This window comes from Paenibacillus sp. J22P51 (assembly GCF_059692215.1).
In genome coordinates, this window is sequence record NZ_JCAUAZ010000003.1 from 1 (window position 1) to 25,244 (window position 25,244).

A 25,244-nucleotide genomic window follows, 5' to 3' on the forward strand; every position below is an offset into this window, starting at 1 on the left:
GCGGAAAATGCAGTGATTCATCCATTAATCATGTAAATAACGGAACTACGTTCCGTAACTTTCTGCTTTTGTGCTTTTGAAGCCAAATAAGGGAACTACGTTCCGTATCTCAGGTGCTGGCCTCTAGAAATTACAAATTTAGCTGATAGCTGCGCAATCTCACATTGCCACTAGTCACTTGAACAAGCTAGTTACTCAATTTCCCACTATGCCCAGCCTTGCCCGCTGAGAAACGGAACGTGGTTCCGCTATTTGATCATTTTGTCCGATTCCAGGGAAATTGCGGAACGAGAGGACGCTATTTCGCGGAAAATGCAGTGATTCATCCATTAATCATGTAAATAACGGAACTACGTTCCGTAACTTTCTGCTTTTGTGCTTTTGAAGCCAAATAAGGGAACTACGTTCCGTATCTCGGTTGAGTATTTCAAACTGTCGCGGTGCTGGCCTCTAGAAATTACAAATTTAGCTGATAGCTGCGCAATCTCACATTTCCGCTAGCTACTTTTAAAAGCTGCTGATCCGTCAATTGGTGTAAGAGTGTTCTCGTGTGCTTGGTGCTGATTTTCAGATGTTCGGATACCTCTGAAGCGTTAATGGGGCGGAGCTTTCTTCTAACGAAGCGAATAATTTCGCTTTCTAGCCAGGGGAGCGTCGAAGGGACGTCTGTTGAGATGAATTTGCCAATAAGTGAAAGAATGAGCTGCTGGCACTGTTTCGGGGACTCAACTATGGAGGGATACGCAATAGGGAGAACTAGCCAGCCGTCTAGTGCTAGGTGGGAGTGGCGGATGCAAAGATCTTTGAATCTCCAAAGCTCTAGATCTCGCGCGTGCGTGCCATAGCCCTGTATCTCGATTGAGCCTTGGGCATTCCCTGGCATATAAGCAAAGTCGATGTAACGGTAGCCGTTCGCAAAGTCACGAACCTCCCATTCTGGGTATAAGTCGTTGAAGTTTCCAACGGCTGGATACCATATGGATCGAAGAAATTCGGTTTCAGCATGTCCCAACCCACGTTCTAATCGTTCCCGTCTACGCTTGTTAGTCTCATTTTCAATTTGTTTGGCCATAAAAGCTTCAAATGCTTGCTCAAACTTCATCGTATTCTAACCCTCCATTTGCTACTCCCAAAACAAAACGCCGCTCTCATCAAGGTCTCTGAAAGGAATGTCCCCTCAGAAACCATGATGAAAGCGGCGTGTGCTTCACGACCTGATTATTTTACACTAGTATACTTGAATGGGGCTGATTGTGCTACCAGAAAAAGATGTTGAGAAACCTTCATTCTTCATCCGTTTGAAGCTGAAACTCTACTAGAGAAACAGTCTGCTCATCCGAAACATGAACACCCTCAGATTCCAACAAAAACCGCTGCAGCTGCGCACCCTCATCATCCTGAATCGCGATTTCGCCACGGACGTTAAGGACTCTGTGCCAGGGGAGACGGTGCTTTTTGCTCATCGCATGCAGTATTCGAACAACCTGCCTCGCTGCCCTTGGGCTTCCAGCTTGCCTCGCGACCTGTCCATATGTCATCACTTTTCCTTCGGGTATGGATCGTATGACTTGGAGAGCCCTCTCCGTAAAAGGCGTCATTGTACTGGAAGGAACTTGATGCACACTGGTTGCGACATCTCAAGCACACTGCCTGTTGGGACTAGCTTTCCAGTAGCTTCGTCGCGCGCAAAGCTAACGATGTTATCGGAGTCTTTATTCGCAACAAGGACGAATCGTCCATCAGGCGAAATCCCAAAATTACGTGGATGTTTCCCAAGGGTTGGAGCATGTTCCACGACTGTGAGTTTGCCTGTTTGCTCGTCAATAGCATAAACCACGATGCTATCGTGTCCACGGTTGGAACCATAAAGGTAACGTCCGTCTGGTGAGACATGGATGTCTGCGCACCCATTATTTTCGCCATTGTAGGAGGTTGGCAGTGTTGGAATGGTTTGGATTTCTGTCAGTTTACCTTGTTCCTCATCATAGCTGAAGGCTGTAACCGTAGAACCAAGTTCGTTAATCACATATCCGTATTTGTAGGACGGGTGGAAGACAAAATGACGAGGCCCTGAACCAGGTGTAACAGATACTTCCCCATGTGGTACAAGGCGTTTAGCAGCAAGATCAAGCTTGTATAAGATAATTTTATCAAGTCCTAAATCACAGGCACCAATGTAGCGATTTGCACGATCTACGAAAACAGAGTGTGCACGCGGGCGATCCTGTACCGGAAGCAGACTTGAACCGTGATGCTGTTGGATATCCGAAGTTGTCCCCAGATGACCATCTGCCAGAATTGGGGATAAGCCAACCATACCACCATGATAGCTAGTCACCATCACAACTTGATTCGTGTTGTCTAACTGGATATGGCATGTTGTTGCAGGCAAGGTGTTTTCCTGATTAAGCAGCGTTAATTCACCTGTTTCGGGCTGGATCGTATAAGCAAATGCTGCTCCACATTTTTGACCCTCCGCACCAACACCTTCACCTAATGCGTATAGTCTGGAATTAACTGCATCGACAGCAAGAAAGGTTGGATTTTGCAGTCCAGATACGTTGTGGGTAAGCGCTAAACTTCCCGTTTCTGCATCATATTGAGCCGTATACACCCCCGGATTCTTCGCATCGGCGTAAGATCCAATAAAGGCTAAAGTTTGTTTCGTCTGTTGCTGCTTGTCCACGGATGTCACTCCCATTCATCTAATTTCACTATGAGCATTATCTCAAATCCGTATCGTATGGGCAACTGTTTGGGGGATGATGGGGAAGGATGTGACTAGATCTAGATAAATTAGCTAGTGGTGGGTAGAGGTGTGATATTGGCGAATGAACTCTCATAAGGAACGTAGTTCCGCTATTTCCACGAAAACGCGTATTTTCGTTGAGAAACGGAACGATAGTCCGCTATTTCTCCGTATTTGCCCGTTTGACCCGGATTTCACGAGATTAGCGGAACGACGTTCCGTAACTCGGCGAAATCACTCAAATTCCCCTAAATAGCGGAACGACGTTCCGTTAACTACTCGAATGCAAATGGTGCGTTGCCAATCAAGTAGTTTTTTCAAGCCTGGTTCGTGTGGCGTCGTGTGGTTAGCTTCTAGTGAGCGGTGGGATATTACCGCTCCGTTACCAACCCGTTTCGCCCAAAAATCTGAAAACAGCGCTCAAAGAGTTACAAAGTTTAAAAACTTAGAATAGACTACTGTAATACAAGGCCATACGGACAGGAGGCATGTTATGATTGACAGAACCCTTTATCTATTCGATGGCATCAATAAGACCTCAGTGAAACTGATTGTCGAGCAAATTATAAAAATTAATCAATTTGATGATGACAAAGATAAGAAGGAAAAGGACTTTAAACGCCTGCCCATTGATCTGATCATTAATAGTAACGGAGGCAGCGTATATGATGGCTTTGGTCTTATCAATGTGATTGAGAACAGCAAAACGCCTGTTCACACTTATGTGTACGGACTTGCAGCAAGTATGAGCCTATTGATCGCTGTTAGCGGACACAAACGGCACGCTGGTAGATTGAGCACTTTTATGTATCACTCCGTTTCCACACATATTGATGGACATTTGGAGCATTTGAAGAATCGAGTGGATGAAACACAGCGTCTGCAAGACATCTATGATGAATGTATTTTGTCCAAAACGAATCTGCAAGCCGAAGAGCTGGCTCGTGTGAAGGAGCATCAACGGAACTGGTATATGAGCCCGGAAGAGGCGTTGACCTTTGGCATCATTGACAGTATCGTATAGGCAAGGTTGGAGAGAAGCCGCAGGGATTCTCTTTTTTCTTTGTTTTTTCTCGGCATTTGGTGTTTAATTGAGAGAAAGAGAGAAGGAGCGGCAGGTGCTGCCCCGAATGAAAAGGAGAACCCTACTGTGTACAAAATTGTATTTTTTGATATTGACGGCACGTTAATCAATGAGGACAAGCAGGTGCCGGCAAGCACTGTTAAGGCCATTCACCAACTGAAACAAAGCGGGATCGAACCCGTTATTGCAACGGGACGAGCTCCTTATTTCATTAAGCCACTAGCTGAGCTGCTGGGCATTGATTCCTATGTATGTTTAAATGGCGGATATGCGGTCTACAAAGGCGAGCCGCTTTACCACCGCGTAATTGCGAAAAGCGCGATTGAAGCGCTAGTTGAGCTGGCAGCAACTCACCAGCATTCTCTCGTATTTGAAGGCGAGCACGCGTTTGCGACGGATGCAGAGGATCATCCTTTTGTGAACAGCTCCGTATCCTCGTTGAAGGTAGATTTACCAAGCTATGATCCGCATTTCTGGAAGTCAAACGATATTTATCAGATCTTCCTACACTGTGAAGCGAAGGATGAGCATTTGTATGAGGGGCTGCTTTCGGATTTTAAACTGATTCGTTGGCACGAACATGCGATGGATGTGTTGCCTGCTGGCGGGTCCAAGGCACAAGGCATCGCCGCGATGCTGGAGTTGGTAGGCTTGAAGCCAGAAGATGCCGTAGCTTTCGGAGACGGTTTGAATGATTTGGAGATGCTATCCTATGTCGGTTTCGGCATTGCGATGGGCAATTCGCACAAAGATCTATTGCCTTATGCTGATCATGTGACAACACATGTGGATGAAGAAGGCGTACGCAACGGTCTTATCACGGCAGGACTTCTTTAAGACAGAACGATACTAAACAGGGTGAATAGGATGAAAATTGCATTTTTTGATTCAGGTCTAGGTGGAATCACGGTTCTGAATGAAGCCATGAAGAGAATGCCTCATGAGGATTATATTTATTTTGCAGATACAGCGCATGTACCTTATGGTATTAAATCGAAAGATGAGGTTCTAACCTTCGTCAAACAATCGGTTGATGCCATTATTCAAGATGAAATTAAGGCGCTAGTGATCGCCTGTAATACAGCAACGAGTATCGCGATTGCAGAGTTGCGGAAAACCTACAAGCTCCCCATCATTGGGATGGAGCCTGCAGTGAAGCCAGCCCTGGAGATGAATCGGTCATCAGGCAAAAGAGTGCTTGTATTCGCTACGCAGCTCACGCTTCAGCAAGCGAAATACAGAGAGCTAGTATCCCGTATTGATGATATGGGGATGGTAGATTCAGTTCCTCTGCCGGAGCTAGTGGAATTTTGTGAAAATCTCATCCTTGAAGGCCCGCAGGTGATTGACTATTTCAAGGCCAAATTGGCTCCATTTGATCTAAGCGCCTACGGGACAGTCGTGCTTGGCTGTACACATTATCCATTTTATAGTGGGATTTTAAGTGAAATACTACCTAGTCACATTCAAATTGTAGATGGAAGTAAAGGTACCGTAAATCGCTTAATGAAGGTACTTGAGGATGCCGACCAGCTGCTCGAAACGGGGAATGCGCATGTGAAATGGATGTGCTCCAGCTCGAATTCTGTGTACATACAGAAGATGGAAAAGGCGTTAGCCTTCCTCCAAGCCGCAAAGTAAAAGAAAAGCAGTCAGTAACTAGAGCTTCTAGTTACTGACTGCTTTTTAATTTGCTGCGTGACTGTTCAATTTTATCGTTGTTTATAACCGAATTTCGAGCAACTCGTAGCTAATAACGCCCATTGGTGCGTTCACACTGATCACATCGCCAACCGACTTATTCATGAGGGAGATCCCAAGCGGGCTTTCATACGAAATTTTATTTTCGTTGACATTTGCTTCTTGAGAACCAACAATTTTGTACTCGATTTTCTCGGCAAATTCCACATCATTCAATATAACAGTGGAGCCAACTTGTACTTTGGATGTGCCGGTATTCTTCACGACCTTCGCCTTTTTGAGCATCCGTTCAATCGTAAGAATACGTGTTTCCATGAAAGACTGGTCGTTCTTCGCAGAATGATATTCGCTGTTCTCCTTTAGATCGCCGTAGGAGATTGCTAATTTGATACGTTCTGCTAATTCTTTACGCTTCACTGTTTTCAAATCTTCAAGTTCTAGCTCTAAACTGCGCAAACCCTCAGGGGTCAAAATGATTTCATCATTGGACAAAAGTAAAGCACCTCGTTTCATTCGATATTAGCTATACTACTAAAGTCCTTGAGACAAGTAAAGCAATTGACATAAGCAATTAATTATGATTACCCAATATTACCAAATGAAAGAAAGTCTGCATAATAATTGATGGACAACACTTACTTCAGCTACTATACTAACATAACGTGGGAGCAATTTCTGCGAGATAGGTTAAACTGAAATCAAAAAAATTTAATTTCACTTGTAATTTCCATCTTACAATATAGGGAAAGTGTGAAAAACTTCATGAGAATTAACATAAGAGTCATTTATATCACTTTAACTATTGTTATATTGTTATTAGTTACGAACAATACGTCTTATTATTGGTTTACCAAAACGCTGTTAACGCAGGCGCTGTCAGATCGAATGGCGTCTACGGCGAATCAAATCCGAACTTCCATAGAGCAGTCTGAAGTGGGAGCCTTTTTCGTGGAGGATATGATCGGGGAGCAATTGCGCTCTGCCGCTCTCATTGCCAAAAGCGGCCTGAACCCAGATATAGACAAAGTTTCGAATGAACAACTCGTTTCACTTGCCAAATTAACAGGTGTTGACGGTATATCGCTCATGAAACGAAGTGGCATAGGCAATGATATCATGGTTGCTAAATCTTCGGAGCCCAAGGAACTTACTTTAACAAGCACAATATCATTTGGATATTGGTTCACCGCTTTTGATCAACTTCTAAAATACCAGAATGTGATCATTCCTGAAGGAAAGAGTCTTCCGAATTTCTGGACAGGAATTTATGAAGTGCCTGCTTCTGGTTCTAGTGATGTGAGTAAATTTGGTTATTATTACGATGGAACTACCAATTATATTATCTGTGTGTTTGTGAATGCCGATAAGATTCAGAAATTTAAGGATATTGTCGGGACAGACACGATTGTGAAAAAAATAATTGCGGCCAATCCCGATATCATGGAAATTTCAGGGCTAAATGGGGTAACCTTTGGCACAAAGCCGAAGGAATATAAGCGATCTGACGGTGGAACCTACATCTCCGTGTATGATCGTCCGCTTCTATTTGGCAGCTATAGCATCATTAATGTGAGCGATTTGACTCATTACAAACAGTCTATTGAGGGTAATAAGCCTATAAGTGTGGTTGAAAACTACAATGGCAATCCAATTCTAAAGACATTTGTTTATGTGCCTGTTAGAGAGGAATCTACCGAAGTTCAGCGAGAAGTTCCCTATGTGATTACCATAGTTACAGACTATCATGCCATTCAAAACACATTAAATGGCCAACTCATTCGCGTCCTAATTATCATCATTTTGTTTACTGTATTCAGTTGTATACTCGTCTTTTTGGTATTTGGATTCATTACAAAATCACGAGAGTCGGCAGTCCAGACCACGCAAGAGATGTATATTCAGAATGTTGACCTCATGTTTGCAACGATTCGAAGCCAACGTCATGATTTCCTAAATCATGTGCAAACAATGTACGCGCTTTTGTCCAAAGGTAATAAAGAAGATCAAATGCGATACATGGAAGAATTGATTGAGGAAATTAATGAAGTCAATGATATTATTCGGATTGGGCAGCCAGCTATCGCGGCATTGATTCAATCGAAACTTACGCTCGCCATGCGAACCAAAATTGCTTTTACCTATGAATTCACGGGACTTGATGGGTTATCGCTAGGGGTTAAATCGGTAGATCTAGTGAAGATTATTGGGAATCTCCTTGATAATGCATTTGATGAGGCTAACCAATTTCCAATTGAAGAGCGAGAAGTTTCCGTCCGTGGGTGGAAGGAATCGAACGATGTGAAGATTTCTGTGAAGAATCGGGTGAATCCTACTTTTAATCTCGAGGATGATGCGCAATTGTTCACAATCGGCTATAGCACCAAAGGGGATGGCGAACATCAAGGGCTTGGTCTTCCTGTGGTCAAGGAACGTGTAGAGTATTATCGGGGAACGATTGAGGTTAAGGTGGAGGAAGGTTTCATCTGCTTCCTGCTGACGATACCTATGCAATAATAAGAAAAATCGCTATTTGGACAGCCAAATAAGCGATTTTTTTGTTTGTTTAGTAAGGCAAGTACGGCAATACATAGTTCCAGAAGGGAAGAGCGAGACATGCGACTAATAAAAACCAACGAAATACGGTTTCACTCGCAGAGCCTGTGTCGATGGCCATCCATTTGGGGAGTAGTCGGATTTTGAGCGGGATTGGCCAGAAGAGCTGTACGCCTCGATCATTCAACAGATCGATGAGAGCATGTGAGGCGTAGGCTAGGATGAATACCCAGAAATATAAAGGGCTTAGATGTATGCTGATCATAGCAAGCAACCCCATAAATAACAGAGAGTGTGTCAATGTACGATGTTTGATTTTCAAAACATGCAGGAGAGCAGATAAAGGGAAAAGAACTTTTGCCATGGTTGAACCAGGCTTATCGACATCGGCTAAAGTGCCTGCCAAGCAACCGAGTAAAAGAGAGCCAGCGGCATCCCAAGTGAAAAAGCTGATGTCGCCATGAATGAGTACGAGCTCGGCAGCAATCATTCCAGCAACACTGTGTGTTTTTTGCAGCATTATTAACGCCTTCCTATCTATGAGTTCGATATAACTTTATACTATTCGATTTGATCTTGGAAATTAAGGGTATCGCCAAATAAATTAGTAAATGTCGTATTTGCCCTGTGTAAATGTCAGCATACACCATAAAATGAACGGGCGGGATACTTTACAATAGAACGTAAAGGTGCAAAAAAAGCTGTACGCACATACACACGATGGTCTGTGTCTCTAGGAGGAGAAGCCCATGAGTTCTATTCAAATTTCAGCTATGTATTGTGAATACCGAGTCAACCCAGTCGGCTTGGACACTCTCCAGCCACGCTTTACATGGCAGCTAGAAGCTGATGCCAACGCTACTCTTCAAGATGCATATCGTATTCAGGTGAGCACACAATCAAGTAACTTCGAACAAGGGAACTTGGTTTGGGATACCGCTCGAATCGCTTCGAATCAATCCGTACTTATTACTTACGAAGGTCCTGAGCTTCTGCCGCGAACCCGTTATTACTATCGAGTTAAAGTTTGGAGCAAGTCCGGCCTTGAATCAGCTTGGAGTGAAATCGCTTACTGGGAAATGGGGCAGCTTCAGGCTGCGGATTGGCAAGCGCAATGGATCACACCTGATCCAGCGAGCTTAGATCCAGATGCGGAAGAAGCCTACTATCTTCGTAAAGACTTCCATTTGAGCAAGCCGATCCGCAAGGCGATGATCTATGCCACATGTCACGGTGTATACGAGCTGGAGCTAAATGGTGTTCGAGTTGGCGATTGGGAGCTTACACCTGGCTGGACTAGCTACAAGCATCGCTTGCAGGTTCAGTCTTACGATGTTACAGATAGGCTGACGCGAGGGATTCAGACAATTGGCGCAGTGCTTGCGAATGGTTGGTATAAAGGGAACCTTGCATGGGAAAATCAGAGGCATATTTTTGGAAGCGTAAGAGCGCTTCTCATGCAAATGCATATCGTCTACGAGGACGGATCTGAAGAGGTCGTGACGAGTGATTCCTCTTGGCGAGCTTCTCTCGGACCTGTCCGGATGTCAGAGCTATATCATGGTGAAATCTACGATGCTGGATTAGAAATTTCGGGCTGGAGCCTGCCTAATTATGAGGATCAGGCATGGGTTCCTGTAGTTGAATTGAACTATGGAAAGGAAACGCTCGTTATGCAGGAGAATGAGCCTTCTCGTGTGACTGAGCAGCTGAAGCCTGTTGCTGTAATTAAAACCCCGTTAGGCGAAACTGTGCTTGATTTTGGTCAAAATATGGTAGGGAAAGTACGGATGCAAGTAACCCTACCTACGGGTACACGCATCGATTTGCTTCATGCTGAAGTGCTTGACGCTCAAGGCAATTTCTATATTGGGAACTTGCGTAAGGCGAAACAAACGATTACCTATGTGTGTAAAGGTCAAGGTGAGGAGTTCTATGCGCCGCATTTCTCTTTCCAAGGTTTTCGCTATGTCAAAGTTGTGGGATGGCCTCAGGATGCAGCTTTCGACGCTGCATGCTTCACAGGGCTGGTTATTCATACGGATATGGCGGCCAAGGGGACGTTTGAATGTTCTCATCCGCTGCTGAATCAGCTGCAAAGTAATATTGTGTGGGGACAGCGGGGTAATTTCCTTGATGTGCCGACAGACTGCCCGCAGCGTGACGAGAGGTTGGGTTGGACTGGGGATGCACAGGTGTTTATACGTACTGCTGCTTTTAACTATGATGTGGCTCTCTTTTTCAGCAAATGGTTACGGGATCTGAAAGCGGACCAACGCGAGGATGGAGGTGTTCCCTTCGTAATCCCGCACGTCCTGAATGAGAAAGACCATTCCTCAGCAGCGTGGGGCGATGCGGCGGTTATTTGCCCATGGACACTCTATCAGGTTTACGGGGATAAACGAGTTCTAGAAGAGCAGTATGACAGTATGAAGGGATGGGTTACCTACATGCGTCAGCAAGGAGAGAATGAATTCTTGTGGCAAACGGGCTTCCATTTTGGCGATTGGCTAGGCCTGGATGCCAAAGAGGGTAGTTATATCGGTGCTACACCTAAAGACTTGATTGCGACTTGCTTCTATGCGTATTCGACTTCATTGTTTGTCAAAACAGCGGAAGTACTAGGACGCGAAGCGGATGTCGCTGAGTTCTCAGCGCTCTATGAACGCATTGTGGAAGCTTTTACAGCTGAGTTTGTGACACCAAGCGGCAGGTTAGCTGGACATACGCAGACAGCCCATGTGCTTCCGCTGATGTTCGGACTTGTAACGGGGAGATCACGTGAACGCTTAGCGGCGACCCTCGCTGAGTATGTGAAGGAGCAAAAGTACCATCTGACCACAGGCTTTGTCGGCACACCATATCTGTGTCATGTACTATCGGAGAGTGGCTATCATGACGTGGCAGTAAAGCTTGTTCAGCAAGAAGACTATCCTTCATGGCTGTACCCCATTCATCAAGGGGCTACGACAATTTGGGAGCACTGGGACGGCATCAAGCCGGATGGTACGTTCTGGAGTGACGATATGAATTCTTACAATCATTATGCCTACGGTTCCATTGGCGATTGGCTATATCGGAAAGTAGCGGGCTTGGATTCGGATGATCAGGAGCCAGGATACAAACGCGTGATCTTCCGACCTCGCCCAGATTCTGGCCTCACGTATGCCAAGGCATCTCTCATCACGAATTATGGTGTGGTTCGCAGTGAGTGGACAATTGAAGAGGATGGCGCCGTCAGTTATACGTTCCAGCTGCCATCGAATACTAGCGGAGAAGTGATCTTATGTGAGACGGCTTTATCGTCTGTGACCTGCAATGGTCAAATGCTAGAAACAGTATCAGGCATTGAAGCGGTTAGCGAGTCAGAAGGTCATGTATCTATCGAGCTTGGCTCAGGTATCTATCAAATGCGAGTTCATGCTTCTACCTCCTACTCTTTGTCATTCTAGGTTTATCGAGTATAATAGACCTAAAGAAGGTTCCTAGAAGGAGAGTTACAAGATGGCTGTCATCAACGCGATGGAAACCGTGGTTACTCACTTGTTTGATGAGTTTCGGAGAAACTATGAATTGAAATGTAATTGTACAACGTGCCAAGAAGATATCTTGGCAATCGTGCTGAACCGAGTTCCGCCACGGTATACCTCCAGTGAGAAGGGGCACCTATTTGTAAAAGGTGAATTTACGAATCAACAGTTGCGTTCTGACGTCATGCGTGAACTGATGGAAGCATCTAGTTTTGTTGAGTGTAACAAGCATCATCGTGAATAACTGATTAGTGAAACCAGCAGCTTCTTGTGAAGTTGCTGGTTTTTTTCCATGCCTTTTTTCCTTGAATGCAAATAAAATTACATATTATAGAAAAAAAACAGGTAAGAGATGCAAAAAAAAATGCGCTGTATTCTTGCGTACTTCAAGATAAGATAGAAATAAGAATTTCCAAATAAATGAAAAACAGGAGGGGTTCCAGTGAATTCAGAGCAGTTTAATGGCATTTTTGATTCGGTGTTAACAGATGTTGTACAGCAATCTTATGGCAATATATGCTTGCCCTCCGATGAACAAATCCAACAATCGATGAAAAAAATGATGTCGATGCTTGAAGAAAACCCGAAATGGTTGATGCACAATGAATGATCGTGATAATCTGAAAGCCATCTCCAATGACACACTTGTTGATGCGTATATAAATGCAAGCCGGATGAAGCTAAGTAAGGAATTTCTCATGTTTTTACTTTTAGAAATTCAAGCTAGACAGATTAGCTTATTCCGTGAAAACAGTTTAGAAAGCACGAGTTAATATTCTCTGTGTGTAGTGATTTTAAAAAAAGGTATGAATCCTTTACAATGTAACGGACAGGTAGCTCCTGACGTTGCACGGTAGGGGATCTTTTGTTTTCGGAACGAACATGTACTAGTTTATGTCCTCTTTAGTGAACAAGTCGAATAGGCGATGACCGTAGGGGCAGCGGTAAAAAGGCTAAATATGTAAGGAATTGTTAAAATGACCCCGAAATGGGGTCATTTTTTGCATGAAAAGTGCGCAATTAACCATATATCAATTCCCCTTATAAGTCTCATAAGATGATTCTAATTGACCTATAGTGCGCACTATGATAGGTTTCAATGGAGAGTAAAAATAGTGCGAAAAATAGCAAAGCTTATCAATACATGCTGACGAGGTGGATTTTGTTGGAACTACAAGTCTTAAACAGTCCTTTTAACCAAGAGCAAGTTGAATTGCTCAACCGTGTCCTGCCAACGTTAACGGATACTCAACGTATTTGGTTGAGCGGCTATCTAACAGCTCAACAAGGCTCGGCAACTTCTGCGACAGCTCCTGCTGCTTCCGTACCAACGGCTGTAGCTAGTCAACCGGCTAATTCTAAAGAAGTTACAGTGCTATTCGGATCACAAACGGGTAATTCCCACGGATTAGCTAAAAAGCTAGCCAAAAAACTAGAAGAGCAAGCGTTCCAAGTGACGCTTTCCTCGATGAGCGACTTCAAACCGAACAATCTGAAAAAGATACAAAACCTACTCATGGTTGTAAGCACACACGGTGAAGGCGATCCGCCTGATAATGCGATCTCATTCTACGAATTCCTTCATAGTAAAAGAGCGCCTCAATTAGAAGAGCTTCGATACGCTGTTCTTTCCTTGGGCGATACATCTTATGAATTCTTCTGTCAAACGGGTAAGGATTTTGATAAGCGTCTGCAAGAGCTTGGCGCGAAGTCATTAACTGAACGTGTGGATTGTGATGTTGATTTTGATGAACCTGCTGCGGCTTGGGTGTCTAGTGTACTGGGTGCTCTGAACGCTTCATCGGCTAGTGCTTCTGTTGGTGGCGCAGCTGCTGTAGTTGGAAGTGCAGTTTCTTCCGAGTCGGAATATTCCAGAACGAATCCGTTCCAAGCTGAAGTGCTGGAGAACTTGAATTTGAATGGCCGTGGCTCAGATCGTGAGACACGCCATGTGGAAATCTCTTTAGAGGGCTCCAATCTGCAATATGAACCGGGCGATAGCCTTGGTGTTTTCCCGGAAAATCATCCGCGTCTTGTCAATGAATTGATTCAGGCGATGGATTGGAATGCAAGCACGCCAGTTGCTATTAACAAAAATGGCGAAGAACGTCCGTTACAAGAAGCGCTTACTCGTTACTACGAAATCACTACATTGACGAAACCTTTGTTAGAGCAAGTTGCAAAGCTTACTTCAAACGATAAATTACATGCTTTAGTTGCTGCAGGTAATGAATCCGAATTGAAATCATACATTGCAGGTCGGGACTTACTTGATTTGGTGCAAGATTTCTCCTTACAAGGTGTGTCTGCTAGCCAATTCGTAGCCGTGCTTCGTAGATTGCCTGCACGATTGTACTCGATTGCGAGCTCATCCAAAGCTTCACCGGATGAAGTGCACATCACTGTTCGTGCCGTGCGCTATGAAGCCAATGGACGCAATCGTTATGGTGTTTGCTCCGTTCACCTTGCTGAGCGCGCACAATCGGGTGCAGCGTTGCCGGTGTACATTCAAAGCAACCCGAACTTCAAGCTGCCTGAGAACCCAGAAACGGCTATCATCATGGTTGGACCTGGTACTGGCGTAGCGCCATTCCGTTCTTTCCTTGCAGAAAGAGAAGAGACGGGTGCAGATGGGAAAACGTGGTTATTCTATGGGGATCAACACTTCGCTACAGACTTCTTGTATCAAGTTGAATGGCAGCGTTGGTTGAAAGATGGCGTTCTTACGAAATTAGACGTAGCCTTCTCCCGTGATACGGATCAGAAAGTATACGTACAGAACCGCATGATAGAGAAGAGCCGCGAGGTTTATCAATGGCTGCAAGAAGGCGCTGTTGTTTATATTTGCGGTGATGAGAAGAAAATGGCTCACGATGTGAATGCTGCGCTGCTCACGATTCTTGAGCAAGAGGGCGGATTAAGCAACGAAGAAGCCGTGCAATATTTGGCTAACATGCAACAGCAAAAACGTTATCAACGGGATGTTTATTAAACCGGGATCCCCGCGATCGCGAGAGGAGAAAGCTCAAGATGTCAGATAATAACTTACTATCGAAGAATAGTGCACCACATAGTGATGTTGAACAAATTAAGATCCGCAGTAATTATTTGCGCGGCAGTCTAGAAGAAACGCTTGAAAATCGCATCACAGGTTCCATCCCCGAGGATGATAACCGATTAATGAAGTTCCACGGCAGCTACATGCAGGATGACCGTGATTTGCGCAATGAGCGTGCGAAGCAGAAGCTAGAGCCTGCGTATCAGTTCATGCTGCGTGTTCGTGCTGCGGGCGGGATTGTCACATCTGACCAATGGTTGATGATGGATCGCGTTGCACAGAAGTATGCGAATGGGACGATTCGTCTTACGACGCGTCAATCCTTTCAATTGCATGGTGTCATCAAATGGAACATGAAGAAAACGATCCAAGAAGTGAACGCATCCATGCTAAGTACGCTTGCTGCTTGTGGAGACGTGAATCGTAACGTGATGTGCAACCCAAATCCATACCAATCCGAGGTTCATGGTGAAGTGTATGAGTGGGCGAACCGTATCTCGAATCACTTGGATCCACGTACGAGAGCTTATCACGAGATTTGGCTAGACGGTGAGAAAATCGTGGATAGCCGTGACGCAGAAGAGCAAGAGCCGATTTACGGACCTGTGTATTTGCCACGGAAGTTCAAAATCGGTATCGCGGTTCCACCATCCAACGATGTAGATGTCTACTCGCAGGATCTTGGCTACATCGCGATTATTGAAGAAGGCCGCTTGGTGGGCTTTAACGTTTCCGTCGGTGGCGGTATGGGGATGTCTCATGGCGATGTCAAAACGTATCCGCAGGTTGGTCAAGTGATTGGCTTCATTAAGCCAGAACAAGCTGTTGATCTAGCTGAGAAAACGGTTATGATTCAACGCGATTACGGCGATCGTTCTGTTCGTAAGCATGCTCGTTTCAAATACACAATCGATGATCGCGGGATTGAGTGGTTCGTGAATGAGCTTCAAACGCGTCTAGGTTGGAATCTTGAGCCAGCACGTTCGTTCCATTTCGAGTCCAACGGAGATCGTTATGGTTGGGTGAAGGGAAGCGACGGCAAATGGCACTTCACGATGTTCATTCAGAACGGCCGCGTCATGGATGATGGGGACTACCGTTTGATGACGGGCCTTCGTGAAATCGCTAAGACACAAAGTGGTGATTTCCGACTCACGTCGAATCAGAACTTGATCATCGGCAACGTAAGCGCTCAGAAAAAGAAGAAAATCGAAGAGCTGATCAAAGAGCACGGGATTACGGATGGTCTTCACTACTCCGCGCTTCGTAGAAATTCGATGGCTTGTGTGGCTTTCCCGACTTGCGGACTTGCGATGGCGGAATCAGAACGTTACTTGCCTTCCTTGATTACGAAAGTCGAGGCTATTCTTGAAGGTGTAGGCCTTCGCGAGCAGGAAATTACGATTCGGATGACAGGCTGTCCGAATGGTTGCGCACGACCTATGCTGGCTGAGCTTGCATTCATTGGTAAAGCTGCTGGGAAGTACAACATGTACCTAGGAGGCGGATTCGCAGGAAACCGCTTGAATAAATTGTACAAAGAAAACATCGGTGAATCCGAAATCTTGGATTCCTTGCAAACGATCATTCCTCACTATGCGAAAGAGCGTCAAGGTGAAGAGCACTTCGGTGACTTCGTCATCCGCGCTGGCTATGTGAAAGAAGTTCGTTCGGGTCAAGATTTCCACGCATAAACAAGAAAGAGCAGTTAAAGTAGATGACTACTTTAACTGCTCTTTTTCATTTTTCCATCTAATTCTAATTTTTAACGGAAATCCAATAAATTAACTGTAATTTTCCAGTTAAATCTGAGCTGGGGCTCCAAACGGTAGGCAATAGTATAGCCTTATCCTCACCATCTACTGCGCCCCCTTACTCACCCAGAATGTCACATTATCGCCTTGCATGCCGCTTGTTCCGGCTTTAGGATCTTGTTTCGTGACGATGCCTTTCGCCTGCGTACTGGTCTCGATCAGAAAGTTATAGTGTAGTCCGGCTTCAAGGGCCATCTTTTCTGCAGCCTGTTGTGTTTGACCTACCAAATTAGGTACGACTGTCGTCTCTGAGGTTTCCTTCGTACTCGTTAGCTTGGTATTGGCTGTAGCGGTTGGACTTACGGTTGTGATAGGCGTACTTGTTGGTGTAGGCGAGATGATGACGAAGGTTTCTACAACCTTTGGCTCGGGCCAATACGACCATACGCCGACGATTCCAATAACTAGTGCCGAGACGGCGCCAAGGGCAATCAGCTTAGCTGAACGCGTCGAACGGGTGAGGCTCTCACTTGCAGAACGGGAACGATACGGTTCAGGTGGGACTTCACTGGAGGGTTCAACTTCTACCGCTACAATTGGTGCAGCAATCTTCACACTCTTGTTATTAGGGACGGATGGTGGTAAACTCCGCAACCCGAATACGAACGAAGAGAGTGAGGATTGCCCATGGCATATAAATTTAATAAGACGAATTAAGGCTAATTTTTGCTCTGTGGTAGCACTCGGTATTGAAGCTCGCTCCAGACTTGTGTGCATAACCTCGAACGTATCGGTAATCGTTTCGCTCCCCGTAAGCAGCTGAATCATTAAGCGGCAAAGACCAACGGCCCCTTGTTCCTCTGATTCATCTTCCTCCCAGTAGTTGATAACGGAGAGCTTATTCTGCTCGGTTAACCATAAATTATCAGGGCGTACGGAAAAGCCTGTAATCTTTTCCTCCATGGCATCGAGCAAGGAAACACCTAAGTCGCTCATCATCGACACGACCGCCTGGAATGACCATTGGCGCTTGTTGATGTGATTGATGAATAGCGAGCCTGGCTTCGCTTGCAAAATTATGGTGACAGCATCCTCTGCGATGGACGTATCCAGCATGTGATGAAATCCGTCGTGAATAAACGCCGCTTTATCCTGGAGAGAGCTTATGTAATCGACACCAAGTTGATTGTGACGAAGCGTTTTGCGATAGAGCAGTACTTTGCGAGTTAAGAATACATCATCACCATAATGGAGAGTACCATGAGGGAAAGAGACGATTTGTGTACTTGGCACGTATCGTGTACCTATTCGATCGGGCATGGAATAACCATCCTCTCTGGCATGTAAGAGTGCTTACACTTTATTATAAATGATTCGAAAGCGATTAGGAATTTAGGAGTAGTCGTTATAAAAAATAACATATACGCATGCGGAATTTGTGGGATTTTATCAAAATAGTACGAATTGTCCGTTTGAATGGAATTAGGATTGGTGAACTGCACGTTAGCTTGGATCAATTCGGATAAGCTTACCTTCAACAGACGGGGTCCAAGCTCCTGCTAAGCAAGCGCAAATGGAACAAAATATCATTCAGCTCATACATGTCGTTGAACAAAGGGCTTAGCCTTACTTGGACCAAAAGGAAGGGGAGTAACACCTTCATAAACTTTACTGTACATCTTTTTCCTGCATTTTGGAATACGGCGTATCTGATTACCCTTTCTATGCTGAAAAACTCAGATTTAGAAGGGTTTTTCTTAACTAGTATTTCTAGGATTCTATCAGAAAACTACTAGGATTTTTCTATGATTCAAATGACCTAAATGATATGATAGAAGGACCAGATAATTTTACAAAAAACGCCAAAACGAGGGGGATTTGTGTTGAAGAAGGTCGCAATTTTAGGTGGAGGAGTCGCTGGTTTGAGTGCTGCTCATGAACTTATAGTAAGAGGCTATGAGGTGTCCGTTTACGAGTTTAAGCATATACCTGGCGGAAAGGCCAGAAGTATGCCCTTTGTTGGCAGCGGAACTGGTGGACGAAGGGATTTGCCTGGGGAGCACGGGTTTCGATTATTTCCACGATTCTATCGCCATGTGATTGATACCTTGAAACGGATTCCTTATGAGAATGGAACGGTTTACGATAATTTAACTGAAGTCACACGACTAGATATCGCTACTTATACCGCGCCGTTATTGCCTTTGTTAGCCAAAATTGAGTTCAGTTTGGACAATTTGTTGGTGCTCATAAAGGATCTCTTTGATAATGGATTAGGACTTACCATGGAGGACATGGAGCAATATGGACGGAAGTTGTGGCAGGTGATGACAAGTTGCGAGGAACGTATTCGTGAAGAATATAATTTAATAGATTGGTGGGAATTCATCGAGGCGGATCAGCAATCACCCGCTTTTCAGAAAATTTTTGCTGGATTCACGAAAACGCTCGTTGCCTGTCAGTCCAAGATTGCGAATACACAAACGGTTGGGCCCGTGGCCGTTCAGATGACACTAGATATTACAACGCCTGGCACGAGTTTTGTAAGGCTATTGAATGGTCCAACGAATGACAAATGGATCTACCCTTGGTTGACATTTCTTCAGGATCAAGGTGTTGACTATCATTTGGATGCGAAAGTAGAAAGAATTCATTGTGTTGATGGTCAAATTAACAGCGCAACAATTACAAAAAATGGTGAAACGTTTGATGTAGAAGCGGATTACTATATTGCAGCCTTCCCGGTCGAGGTCATGGGAAAAATGATCACGGATTCCATGCTGGAAGCAGACCCGTCCCTTCATGGCGTTCAGAAACTCGTTGATTCTGTTGCTTGGATGAACGGTATTCAGTATTACTTGAAGGAAGATGTACCGATCACACATGGACATGTGATTTATTTGGACGCCCCTTGGTCATTAACTTCGGTTTCGCAGAAGCAATTCTGGCCGGACGTGAATTTGAGTGAATATGGCGATGGAACAGTGAAAGGCATCCTATCTGTTGATATCTCGGATTGGGATTCACCTGGTATCCTATTCGGTAAAACGGCAACACACTGTACTGCCGAAGAAATTAAAGCTGAGGTTTGGGCGCAAATGAAGCTAAGCCTTAACGTAGATGGAACGGTAATTCTTGAAGATGATGTTCTTCATTCTTGGTTCTTGGATACGGATATTCAATTCGAAAATCCAGAGCATGCGTGCACGAATATGGAACCGTTGCTCATTAACCGTGTGGGGACTTGGAATGACCGTCCTGAAGCATTTACCGGTATCCCGAATTTATTCCTAGCTTCAGATTATGTTCGTACCAACACGAACCTAGCAACCATGGAAGGTGCGAATGAGGCAGCGCGTCGGGCTGTGAATGCCATATTGGAACGTGATGGCTCAGAGGAGGAGCCTTGTAAGATTTGGGAGATGTATACCTTTGAATTGGGCCATATCGATGTATTGAAAATATATCATATTCACGATAAGAGACGGTATGAGAGAGGGTTACCATGGGATGGTAAGCTGCTTTAATTCCATTTCTAGCAGCGAGATTTACTAGGAGGATAACATGTTAATTTTGCCAGACTATGAAATGATCAGACAAATCTATCAAGGTGAACGAACGGTCTTGTATCGTGCCATTGATAAGCAAACAGGCGAGAAGGTGATCATTAAGACACTGCGCTCCGACTTCCCGATTGTCGCGGATATTGCTAGATTAAAGCGTGAATATGAAATTGGGAAAATACTGGATACTCCTGGTATTGTTAAGCCGCTTTCATTGCCCAAATATCAAAACAGCGTAGCCATGGTGATGGAGGACTTTGATGGGGAAACACTTTCTACCTATTTTCCTTTGTTTCGCCAATCGCTTCAAGCGTTCTTGCAAGCAGCTATACAATTAGCCAGAATTGTAGGCGAGGTTCATCAACGCTACGTCATACATAAGGATATCAAACCTAGCAATATTATTATGAATCGCCACAAGCAGATTATGAAGTTGGGTGATTTTAGTATCTCGTCGTTTACGAGAGAGCGTCAAGAGATGCTGGATCCTTCTTTATTAGAAGGGACGCTCAGCTATATGTCTCCTGAACAGACAGGGCGTATGAACCGGAATATCGATTATCGGACAGATTATTACTCATTAGGGGTCACGTTCTACGAAATGCTTACAGGACAACTGCCATTTCAAACGGAAGATCCAGTGGAGCTGCTGCATTGTCATTTTGCTGTAACGCCGAAATCGCCGCATAGCTTGCGATTGGGTATACCACAGTCACTATCCGATATTATTATGAAGCTGCTTTCCAAGGACGCTGAGGACCGTTACCAAAGTGCCTATGGGATCGTTCAAGACTTGGAGCAGGTCATGCTGTTAATGAATTCTGGTGAAGAGATGCGGGATTTCATTGTAGGCAGCTATGATATGACCGATATGTTTCAGATCCCTCAAGGGTTATACGGACGTTCTAACGAAATTAATCGACTTCTGCACGTGTATAACTATGCTGTGCATGGCTCTTTGGAAGCGGTGTGGGTCACAGGGGAGTCTGGATTTGGAAAGTCATTCCTAATTGCGGAAACCATGAAAACGATCATGAAGGAAAGCGGATGGTTTCTATCAGGACGTTTCGAGCCTAATAAACAGCATATTTCCTATCATGCTATCGCAAAGGCATTGCGAGAGTTAGTCCGACAGCTTTTGACCGAGAAGGATCAGCAGTTGGAAGAGTATCGTACGCGTTTGCTAAGGATGCTGGGATCGAACGGACAAGTATTGACTGATCTCGTACCTGAGCTGAAATTATTAATTGGCGAACAGAGGGCGGCGAAGCAACTTCCCCCGCATGAAACACAAAATCGTCTTCACTTTTTGCTGCAGCAATTTTTGTTGCTATTTTGCGCCAAGAATCGGCCGATCGTCATGTTTCTGGATGATTTACAATGGGCGGACGCGGCGTCCTTACAGATGTTGGACCTGCTTTTAAATGACTCACAATTGAAATATTTCTTGTTTATTGGCTCCTATCGCAGTGAATATGAGAGCAATCGGTTGTCTGCCATGCATATTCAGTTTTTGGATAAGCTGCCTCCACGACTTGTTGCGGAACGGATTACACTGAAGGCGCTTGAAATTCAAGATGTCAAGCAGTTAATCGCCGAGTCATTGAAATCCGAGCAGAACGAAGTGGAAGAGCTTGCTGAACTCGTTGTTCAAAAAACGGGAGGCAATCCTTTTTTCGTCAAACAATTCATAACGGCCTTGCATGAACAAGAGTTGTTAATGTTCAATTATGATGTCAATCGTTGGTTCTGGGATATGAACAAGATTCAAAAGCTTCGAATTACTGATAACTTAATGTTCCTTCTAGCAGAGAAGCTGGAGCGCATGCCCTCTAGATCACAGCATATTATGCGATTGGCTGCCTGCCTAGGTGCTTCCTTTGACTTAGAGGCACTAGGCATTATTATGAATACCTCCTTCGTTGATGTACTGCATGAGCTAGAAGTCTCCATTCAGAGCGGTTTGATTATCCCAGTAGGGTTGGACTACAAATTTTATAATGACTTGCAAGGTGAGTCTGCAGCGCGCGAAATCCGATTTATGTTTGTTCACGATTCTATTCAAGAAGCGATTTATGGTTCTGTCGAAGAGGCTAGGCGCACTGAGATGCACGCCAACATTGCTCAATTGTTGCTGGCCGCTTTATCAGAACCTAAGATTGAACGTCGACTATTTGAAATTGTCATCCACATGAATATAGGTTCCGAATTGCTCACAGACCGTACAGCGCAAATCCAGCTTCTAGAGATGAATATGAGTGCGGCGCGCAAAGCGAAGTCTTCCAATGCTTATCGGTCGGCGCTCCAATACTACAATAAAGGCTTGCTTGTACTGAAACAAATCAAGGGCATGGAATTAGAGGAGTTAGCTTACACCATTCGTTTGGAGAAGGCTGAGACTCTATATTTGAACGGCCAGGCAGAGGAAGCCGAGACTTCGTACGAGCAGCTCCTTCAAGAGGCGAAATCAGCTGAACAAAGATTGGAGCTCTATAACTTGCAAGTTGTCCTTTACACCAATGTAGGGAAGCAGTCTCAGAGCGTTAAGTTAGGCTTGAAAGTCTTGGCGGAGCATGGGATTCGTCTGCCGGGAGAGCCGACAAGCGCGAATATCTTACTGGCTTATTTAGATGTGAAGAGAAGAATTGGCAGAAAGAATACGCTCGAGCTCTACGATTTACCGATCATGGAAGATGCTTATCGCTCCAAATTAATGAACCTAATGATGAGCGTTGCGATATCGGCTTATTTCGTGAACCCAAACTTATATGTGTTGTTTATGCTTAACATGACGAAGCTCGCTTTGAAATATGGGAATTCGCCAGCAATGGCGTATGTGTATGGTTCGTATGGACTCATTCTAGGCTCTGGATTCGGAGACTATCAAAGTGGCTACCGATATGGTCAACTAAGCAACCGTATGAATGAGCGATTTCAATCCCATCAATTTCGCAGCAAAAGTTATTTCTCGTTCGGAGTGTTCGTCACACCTTGGGTGAAACCACTCACGAGCAGCCTTGAGCTTATTAAGGAATCGTTCCGAAGTGGAATTGAAGATGGTGACTTGGTATTTGCGGGGTATGCACTCACTTATCAGGTTCTAGTGAAGGATTTTCAAGGAGTTGCACTTGCCGAGGTGCATGATGATTTAGCTACGAATTATCGGATTCTGGAACAGACTAATCATCACGATACACTTCTGATGATGGAAATGCTTCGCAAAGTTATCATGAACGTTGAAGGAAAGACACAGAATCCCGTGCTGATCGGAGATCATGAGGCTGAAGAGGAAGAATTTGTTCGTAAACTTGAGATTCACCCGAATCAAGTGATTATTCACGTGTATTCAGTGAAGAAAATGATGCTGCATTTTTTGTTTGGTCAATATGTGGAAGCTGTGAAATTTGGAAAGGCAGCAGAGCCACGCCAATCTGCATCCTTTGGATTGTTTCATATGCCAGAGAATTATTTCTACTTTGTCTTGTCCATCACAGCTAATTTCCATGCTGCATCGAGCAATGAGCAGAAATGGTATACGAAGCAAGTGAAAAAGATGCTGAAGAAAATGGCAAAATGGACGGCGAATTGCCCGGAAAATTTCCTGCATCTGAATCTGTTAATGCATGCGGAGTGGGATCGTGTTACAGGGCATACGCAGAAGGCGGAACAAGGGTATGAGAATGCGATTCGGCAAGCGCGGGAGCAGGGCTTTATCCATCACGAAGCTATCGCAACGGAATTGGCTGGGAAATATTATAAACAAGCTGGACGCGACAAAATCGCAAAGACTTATTTCATGGATGCTTATTTTGGTTATGTAAGCTGGGGCGCTAAAGCGAAAGCGGATGATCTCATCTTACGGTACCCGGGCTATCTAACCAGCCTGCATGAGTCCTCAGACTGGACAACAACCAAAATCAGTGACTACTCCTTACAAGCTATTGATTTCAAAACGATTATGAACACGTCCCGTTCACTATCAAGTGAAGTGAATTTGGAGCAGTTGATCAAACGTCTGATGGAAATCGTTACGTATTCCTCGGGTGCGGAGAGGAGTATTCTCGTTCTCAAGGATAAGGAAAGATTATATGTTGAAGCAGAGATGCTCGCAAGTGCAGGGAAGGATTCCTGTACAGTTAATTCTGTCTTACTGGAATCACGTGAGAATCTTCCCCAAGCGGTTATCCAGTATGTTGCGCGCATGAAGGAAGGCATCGTGTTGGATGATGCTGAGAAGACTGGTTTTTTCATTAACGATCCCTACATACGTCAAGCCGAGAGTAAATCCATCTTTTGCGAACCGATTCTGCATCAAGGTAACTTAGTCGGAGTCTTTTATTTGGAAAATAATTTGATTCGCAACGCATTCACATCAGATCGCTTAGATGTGATCAAATTATTATCGGCGCAAGCCGCGATTTCCATTGAAAATGCTAGGCTTTACAATGATCTCGAATCCAAAGTGAAAGAAAGAACGAACGAGTTAATACTGATGGAGACTTCGCGGCGAGATCTGTTATCGAATATTTCCCATGATCTAGGGACTCCGCTTACATCAATCCAAGGCTATGTGGAAGCGATTCTGGATGGTGTAATTCAGGAGCCAGAAGAGCAGAAGAAATACTTGTCCGTGGTACACATGCGCATTGTCGGGATTCAACGATTGATTACGGATTTGTATCAACTGAGCCGACTTGAAACCAAGCAGTTCCATTTCCAGCTTGCACCAACATCATGTGTGGCCATGGTTCGTCAGCTTTTTGCCAAGTATGAATTAGATGCGCTAAATGCGGGTATTGCCTATACGCTCTATATGGAACAGATGGATGGACTCATGCTAACCGTAGATACGGATCGGATTGAACAGGTATATGCCAATCTTATTTACAATGCCATTAAATTCTCGACTAGCGGCTGTTCCATTGATGTTCGAGTAGAAGTTAGTGAAGAACCGTATGAACTCGTTATTCGGGTGTCTGATACGGGTGTCGGGATTAGTGAAGAAGATCTTCCACATATTTTCGAACGTTTCTATAAGGTGTCCAAATCGCGCAGCAACTCTGGCGGAAGCGGTTTAGGACTTGCGATTGCGAAAGAAATTGTACAGTACCATGGCGGGCAAATTTGGGCGGAGAGCCGCTTGGGACATGGCTGCAGCATTTCATTCTCGCTGCCCTTGCACCGCATATAAGTGCACTAATCCGTACATCTTACTAATAGATGTACGGTTTTTTACGTAGAAAGGACATGTC

General features: G+C 44.6%; 18 protein-coding genes. 12 read left to right on the forward strand and 6 right to left on the reverse strand.

Features of this window, described 5'->3' with window-relative positions; translation table 11 throughout:
* Nucleotides 1-457 precede the first annotated feature (457 nt).
* The 3 genes from AC58QC_RS08145 to AC58QC_RS08155 all read right to left on the reverse strand — a co-directional run bounded on the left by AC58QC_RS08145 (nucleotide 458) and on the right by AC58QC_RS08155 (nucleotide 2,686).
* Nucleotides 458-1,102 carry a transcriptional regulator gene (locus tag AC58QC_RS08145; protein WP_497414706.1) on the reverse strand — a complete coding sequence of 215 codons (645 nt, stop codon included), beginning with the start codon at nucleotides 1,100-1,102 and terminating at the stop codon, nucleotides 458-460.
* Between the two features lie 181 nt (nucleotides 1,103-1,283).
* Nucleotides 1,284-1,598, reverse strand: coding sequence for an MGMT family protein (locus tag AC58QC_RS08150; protein ID WP_497415154.1), 315 nt, complete (start codon nucleotides 1,596-1,598; stop codon nucleotides 1,284-1,286).
* Nucleotides 1,595-2,686 carry a lactonase family protein gene (locus AC58QC_RS08155; RefSeq protein WP_497414707.1) on the reverse strand — a complete coding sequence of 364 codons (1,092 nt, stop codon included), beginning with the start codon at nucleotides 2,684-2,686 and terminating at the stop codon, nucleotides 1,595-1,597. The genes AC58QC_RS08150 and AC58QC_RS08155 overlap by 4 nt, the downstream gene beginning before the upstream one ends.
* A 556-nt stretch (nucleotides 2,687-3,242) precedes the next feature.
* Between AC58QC_RS08155 and AC58QC_RS08160 the strand changes: the two genes are divergently transcribed.
* From AC58QC_RS08160 to murI, 3 genes are all read left to right on the forward strand, one after another.
* Complete coding sequence (locus AC58QC_RS08160; RefSeq protein WP_497414708.1) at nucleotides 3,243-3,773, forward strand: ATP-dependent Clp protease proteolytic subunit; 531 nt, start codon at nucleotides 3,243-3,245, stop codon at nucleotides 3,771-3,773.
* Between the two features lie 126 nt (nucleotides 3,774-3,899).
* A complete protein-coding gene (locus AC58QC_RS08165; RefSeq protein WP_497414709.1) occupies nucleotides 3,900-4,670 on the forward strand; it encodes a Cof-type HAD-IIB family hydrolase in 771 nt (256 codons plus the stop codon).
* Nucleotides 4,671-4,700: 30 nt separating this feature from the next.
* Nucleotides 4,701-5,474 carry a glutamate racemase gene (gene murI, locus AC58QC_RS08170; protein WP_497414710.1) on the forward strand — a complete coding sequence of 258 codons (774 nt, stop codon included), beginning with the start codon at nucleotides 4,701-4,703 and terminating at the stop codon, nucleotides 5,472-5,474.
* Between the two features lie 81 nt (nucleotides 5,475-5,555).
* On the opposite strand, the gene greA is transcribed toward murI, so the two are convergent.
* Entirely contained in the window at nucleotides 5,556-6,026 is a 471-nt protein-coding gene (greA, locus tag AC58QC_RS08175; protein ID WP_497414711.1) for a transcription elongation factor GreA, read from the reverse strand.
* A 270-nt stretch (nucleotides 6,027-6,296) separates the two neighbouring features.
* Here greA and AC58QC_RS08180 point away from each other — a divergent pair, with 270 nt between their 5' ends.
* The gene (locus AC58QC_RS08180; protein ID WP_497414712.1) at nucleotides 6,297-8,048 is read left to right on the forward strand and encodes a sensor histidine kinase; all 1,752 of its coding nucleotides are present in this window, start codon (nucleotides 6,297-6,299) and stop codon (nucleotides 8,046-8,048) included.
* Nucleotides 8,049-8,097: 49 nt separating this feature from the next.
* Here AC58QC_RS08180 and AC58QC_RS08185 read toward each other — a convergent pair whose 3' ends face one another.
* The gene (locus AC58QC_RS08185) at nucleotides 8,098-8,607 is read right to left on the reverse strand and encodes a metal-dependent hydrolase (RefSeq protein ID WP_497414713.1); all 510 of its coding nucleotides are present in this window, start codon (nucleotides 8,605-8,607) and stop codon (nucleotides 8,098-8,100) included.
* 229 nt (nucleotides 8,608-8,836) lie between these two features.
* Here AC58QC_RS08185 and AC58QC_RS08190 point away from each other — a divergent pair, with 229 nt between their 5' ends.
* The 6 genes from AC58QC_RS08190 to cysI all read left to right on the forward strand — a co-directional run bounded on the left by AC58QC_RS08190 (nucleotide 8,837) and on the right by cysI (nucleotide 16,369).
* Nucleotides 8,837-11,539: a family 78 glycoside hydrolase catalytic domain gene (locus tag AC58QC_RS08190; protein ID WP_497414714.1), complete on the forward strand. Its 2,703-nt coding sequence runs from the start codon at nucleotides 8,837-8,839 to the stop codon at nucleotides 11,537-11,539.
* A 52-nt stretch (nucleotides 11,540-11,591) separates the two neighbouring features.
* The gene (locus AC58QC_RS08195; RefSeq protein WP_497414715.1) at nucleotides 11,592-11,861 is read left to right on the forward strand and encodes a late competence development ComFB family protein; all 270 of its coding nucleotides are present in this window, start codon (nucleotides 11,592-11,594) and stop codon (nucleotides 11,859-11,861) included.
* A 198-nt stretch (nucleotides 11,862-12,059) separates the two neighbouring features.
* Nucleotides 12,060-12,227: a hypothetical protein gene (locus tag AC58QC_RS08200; RefSeq protein WP_497263767.1), complete on the forward strand. Its 168-nt coding sequence runs from the start codon at nucleotides 12,060-12,062 to the stop codon at nucleotides 12,225-12,227.
* Nucleotides 12,220-12,390: a sporulation histidine kinase inhibitor Sda gene (gene sda / locus AC58QC_RS08205; protein WP_082595238.1), complete on the forward strand. Its 171-nt coding sequence runs from the start codon at nucleotides 12,220-12,222 to the stop codon at nucleotides 12,388-12,390. Before AC58QC_RS08200 ends, sda begins: the two co-directional genes overlap by 8 nt.
* A gap of 392 nt (nucleotides 12,391-12,782) precedes the next feature.
* Entirely contained in the window at nucleotides 12,783-14,609 is a 1,827-nt protein-coding gene (locus tag AC58QC_RS08210) for an assimilatory sulfite reductase (NADPH) flavoprotein subunit (protein WP_497414716.1), read from the forward strand.
* A 38-nt stretch (nucleotides 14,610-14,647) separates the two neighbouring features.
* Nucleotides 14,648-16,369 carry an assimilatory sulfite reductase (NADPH) hemoprotein subunit gene (gene cysI / locus AC58QC_RS08215; RefSeq protein WP_497414717.1) on the forward strand — a complete coding sequence of 574 codons (1,722 nt, stop codon included), beginning with the start codon at nucleotides 14,648-14,650 and terminating at the stop codon, nucleotides 16,367-16,369.
* Between the two features lie 165 nt (nucleotides 16,370-16,534).
* Here cysI and AC58QC_RS08220 read toward each other — a convergent pair whose 3' ends face one another.
* Nucleotides 16,535-17,749: a PASTA domain-containing protein gene (locus AC58QC_RS08220; RefSeq protein ID WP_497414718.1), complete on the reverse strand. Its 1,215-nt coding sequence runs from the start codon at nucleotides 17,747-17,749 to the stop codon at nucleotides 16,535-16,537.
* A gap of 560 nt (nucleotides 17,750-18,309) precedes the next feature.
* On the opposite strand from AC58QC_RS08220, the gene AC58QC_RS08225 reads away from it, so the two are divergent.
* Both AC58QC_RS08225 and AC58QC_RS08230 read left to right on the forward strand, forming a co-directional pair.
* Nucleotides 18,310-19,956 carry a hydroxysqualene dehydroxylase gene (locus AC58QC_RS08225; RefSeq protein WP_497414719.1) on the forward strand — a complete coding sequence of 549 codons (1,647 nt, stop codon included), beginning with the start codon at nucleotides 18,310-18,312 and terminating at the stop codon, nucleotides 19,954-19,956.
* Nucleotides 19,957-19,993: 37 nt separating this feature from the next.
* Nucleotides 19,994-25,183, forward strand: a complete 5,190-nt coding sequence (locus AC58QC_RS08230) for an AAA family ATPase (protein WP_497414720.1) — start codon at nucleotides 19,994-19,996, stop codon at nucleotides 25,181-25,183.
* Nucleotides 25,184-25,244 lie beyond the last annotated feature (61 nt).

Excerpts from the sequence above, each read along its gene's own strand:
- AC58QC_RS08190 (WP_497414714.1), top strand. The coding sequence starts at position 8,837 with ATGAGTTCTATTCAAATTTCAGCTATGTATTGTGAATACCGAGTCAAC.
- AC58QC_RS08220 (WP_497414718.1), bottom strand. The coding sequence starts at position 17,749 with ATGCCCGATCGAATAGGTACACGATACGTGCCAAGTACACAAATCGTC.
- AC58QC_RS08185 (WP_497414713.1), bottom strand. The coding sequence starts at position 8,607 with ATGCTGCAAAAAACACACAGTGTTGCTGGAATGATTGCTGCCGAGCTC.
- cysI (WP_497414717.1), top strand. The coding sequence starts at position 14,648 with ATGTCAGATAATAACTTACTATCGAAGAATAGTGCACCACATAGTGAT.
- AC58QC_RS08150 (WP_497415154.1), bottom strand. The coding sequence starts at position 1,598 with ATGACGCCTTTTACGGAGAGGGCTCTCCAAGTCATACGATCCATACCC.
- AC58QC_RS08230 (WP_497414720.1), top strand. The coding sequence starts at position 19,994 with ATGTTAATTTTGCCAGACTATGAAATGATCAGACAAATCTATCAAGGT.
- murI (WP_497414710.1), top strand. The coding sequence starts at position 4,701 with ATGAAAATTGCATTTTTTGATTCAGGTCTAGGTGGAATCACGGTTCTG.
- AC58QC_RS08160 (WP_497414708.1), top strand. The coding sequence starts at position 3,243 with ATGATTGACAGAACCCTTTATCTATTCGATGGCATCAATAAGACCTCA.
- sda (WP_082595238.1), top strand. The coding sequence starts at position 12,220 with ATGAATGATCGTGATAATCTGAAAGCCATCTCCAATGACACACTTGTT.
- AC58QC_RS08195 (WP_497414715.1), top strand. The coding sequence starts at position 11,592 with ATGGCTGTCATCAACGCGATGGAAACCGTGGTTACTCACTTGTTTGAT.
- AC58QC_RS08145 (WP_497414706.1), bottom strand. The coding sequence starts at position 1,102 with ATGAAGTTTGAGCAAGCATTTGAAGCTTTTATGGCCAAACAAATTGAA.
- AC58QC_RS08180 (WP_497414712.1), top strand. The coding sequence starts at position 6,297 with ATGAGAATTAACATAAGAGTCATTTATATCACTTTAACTATTGTTATA.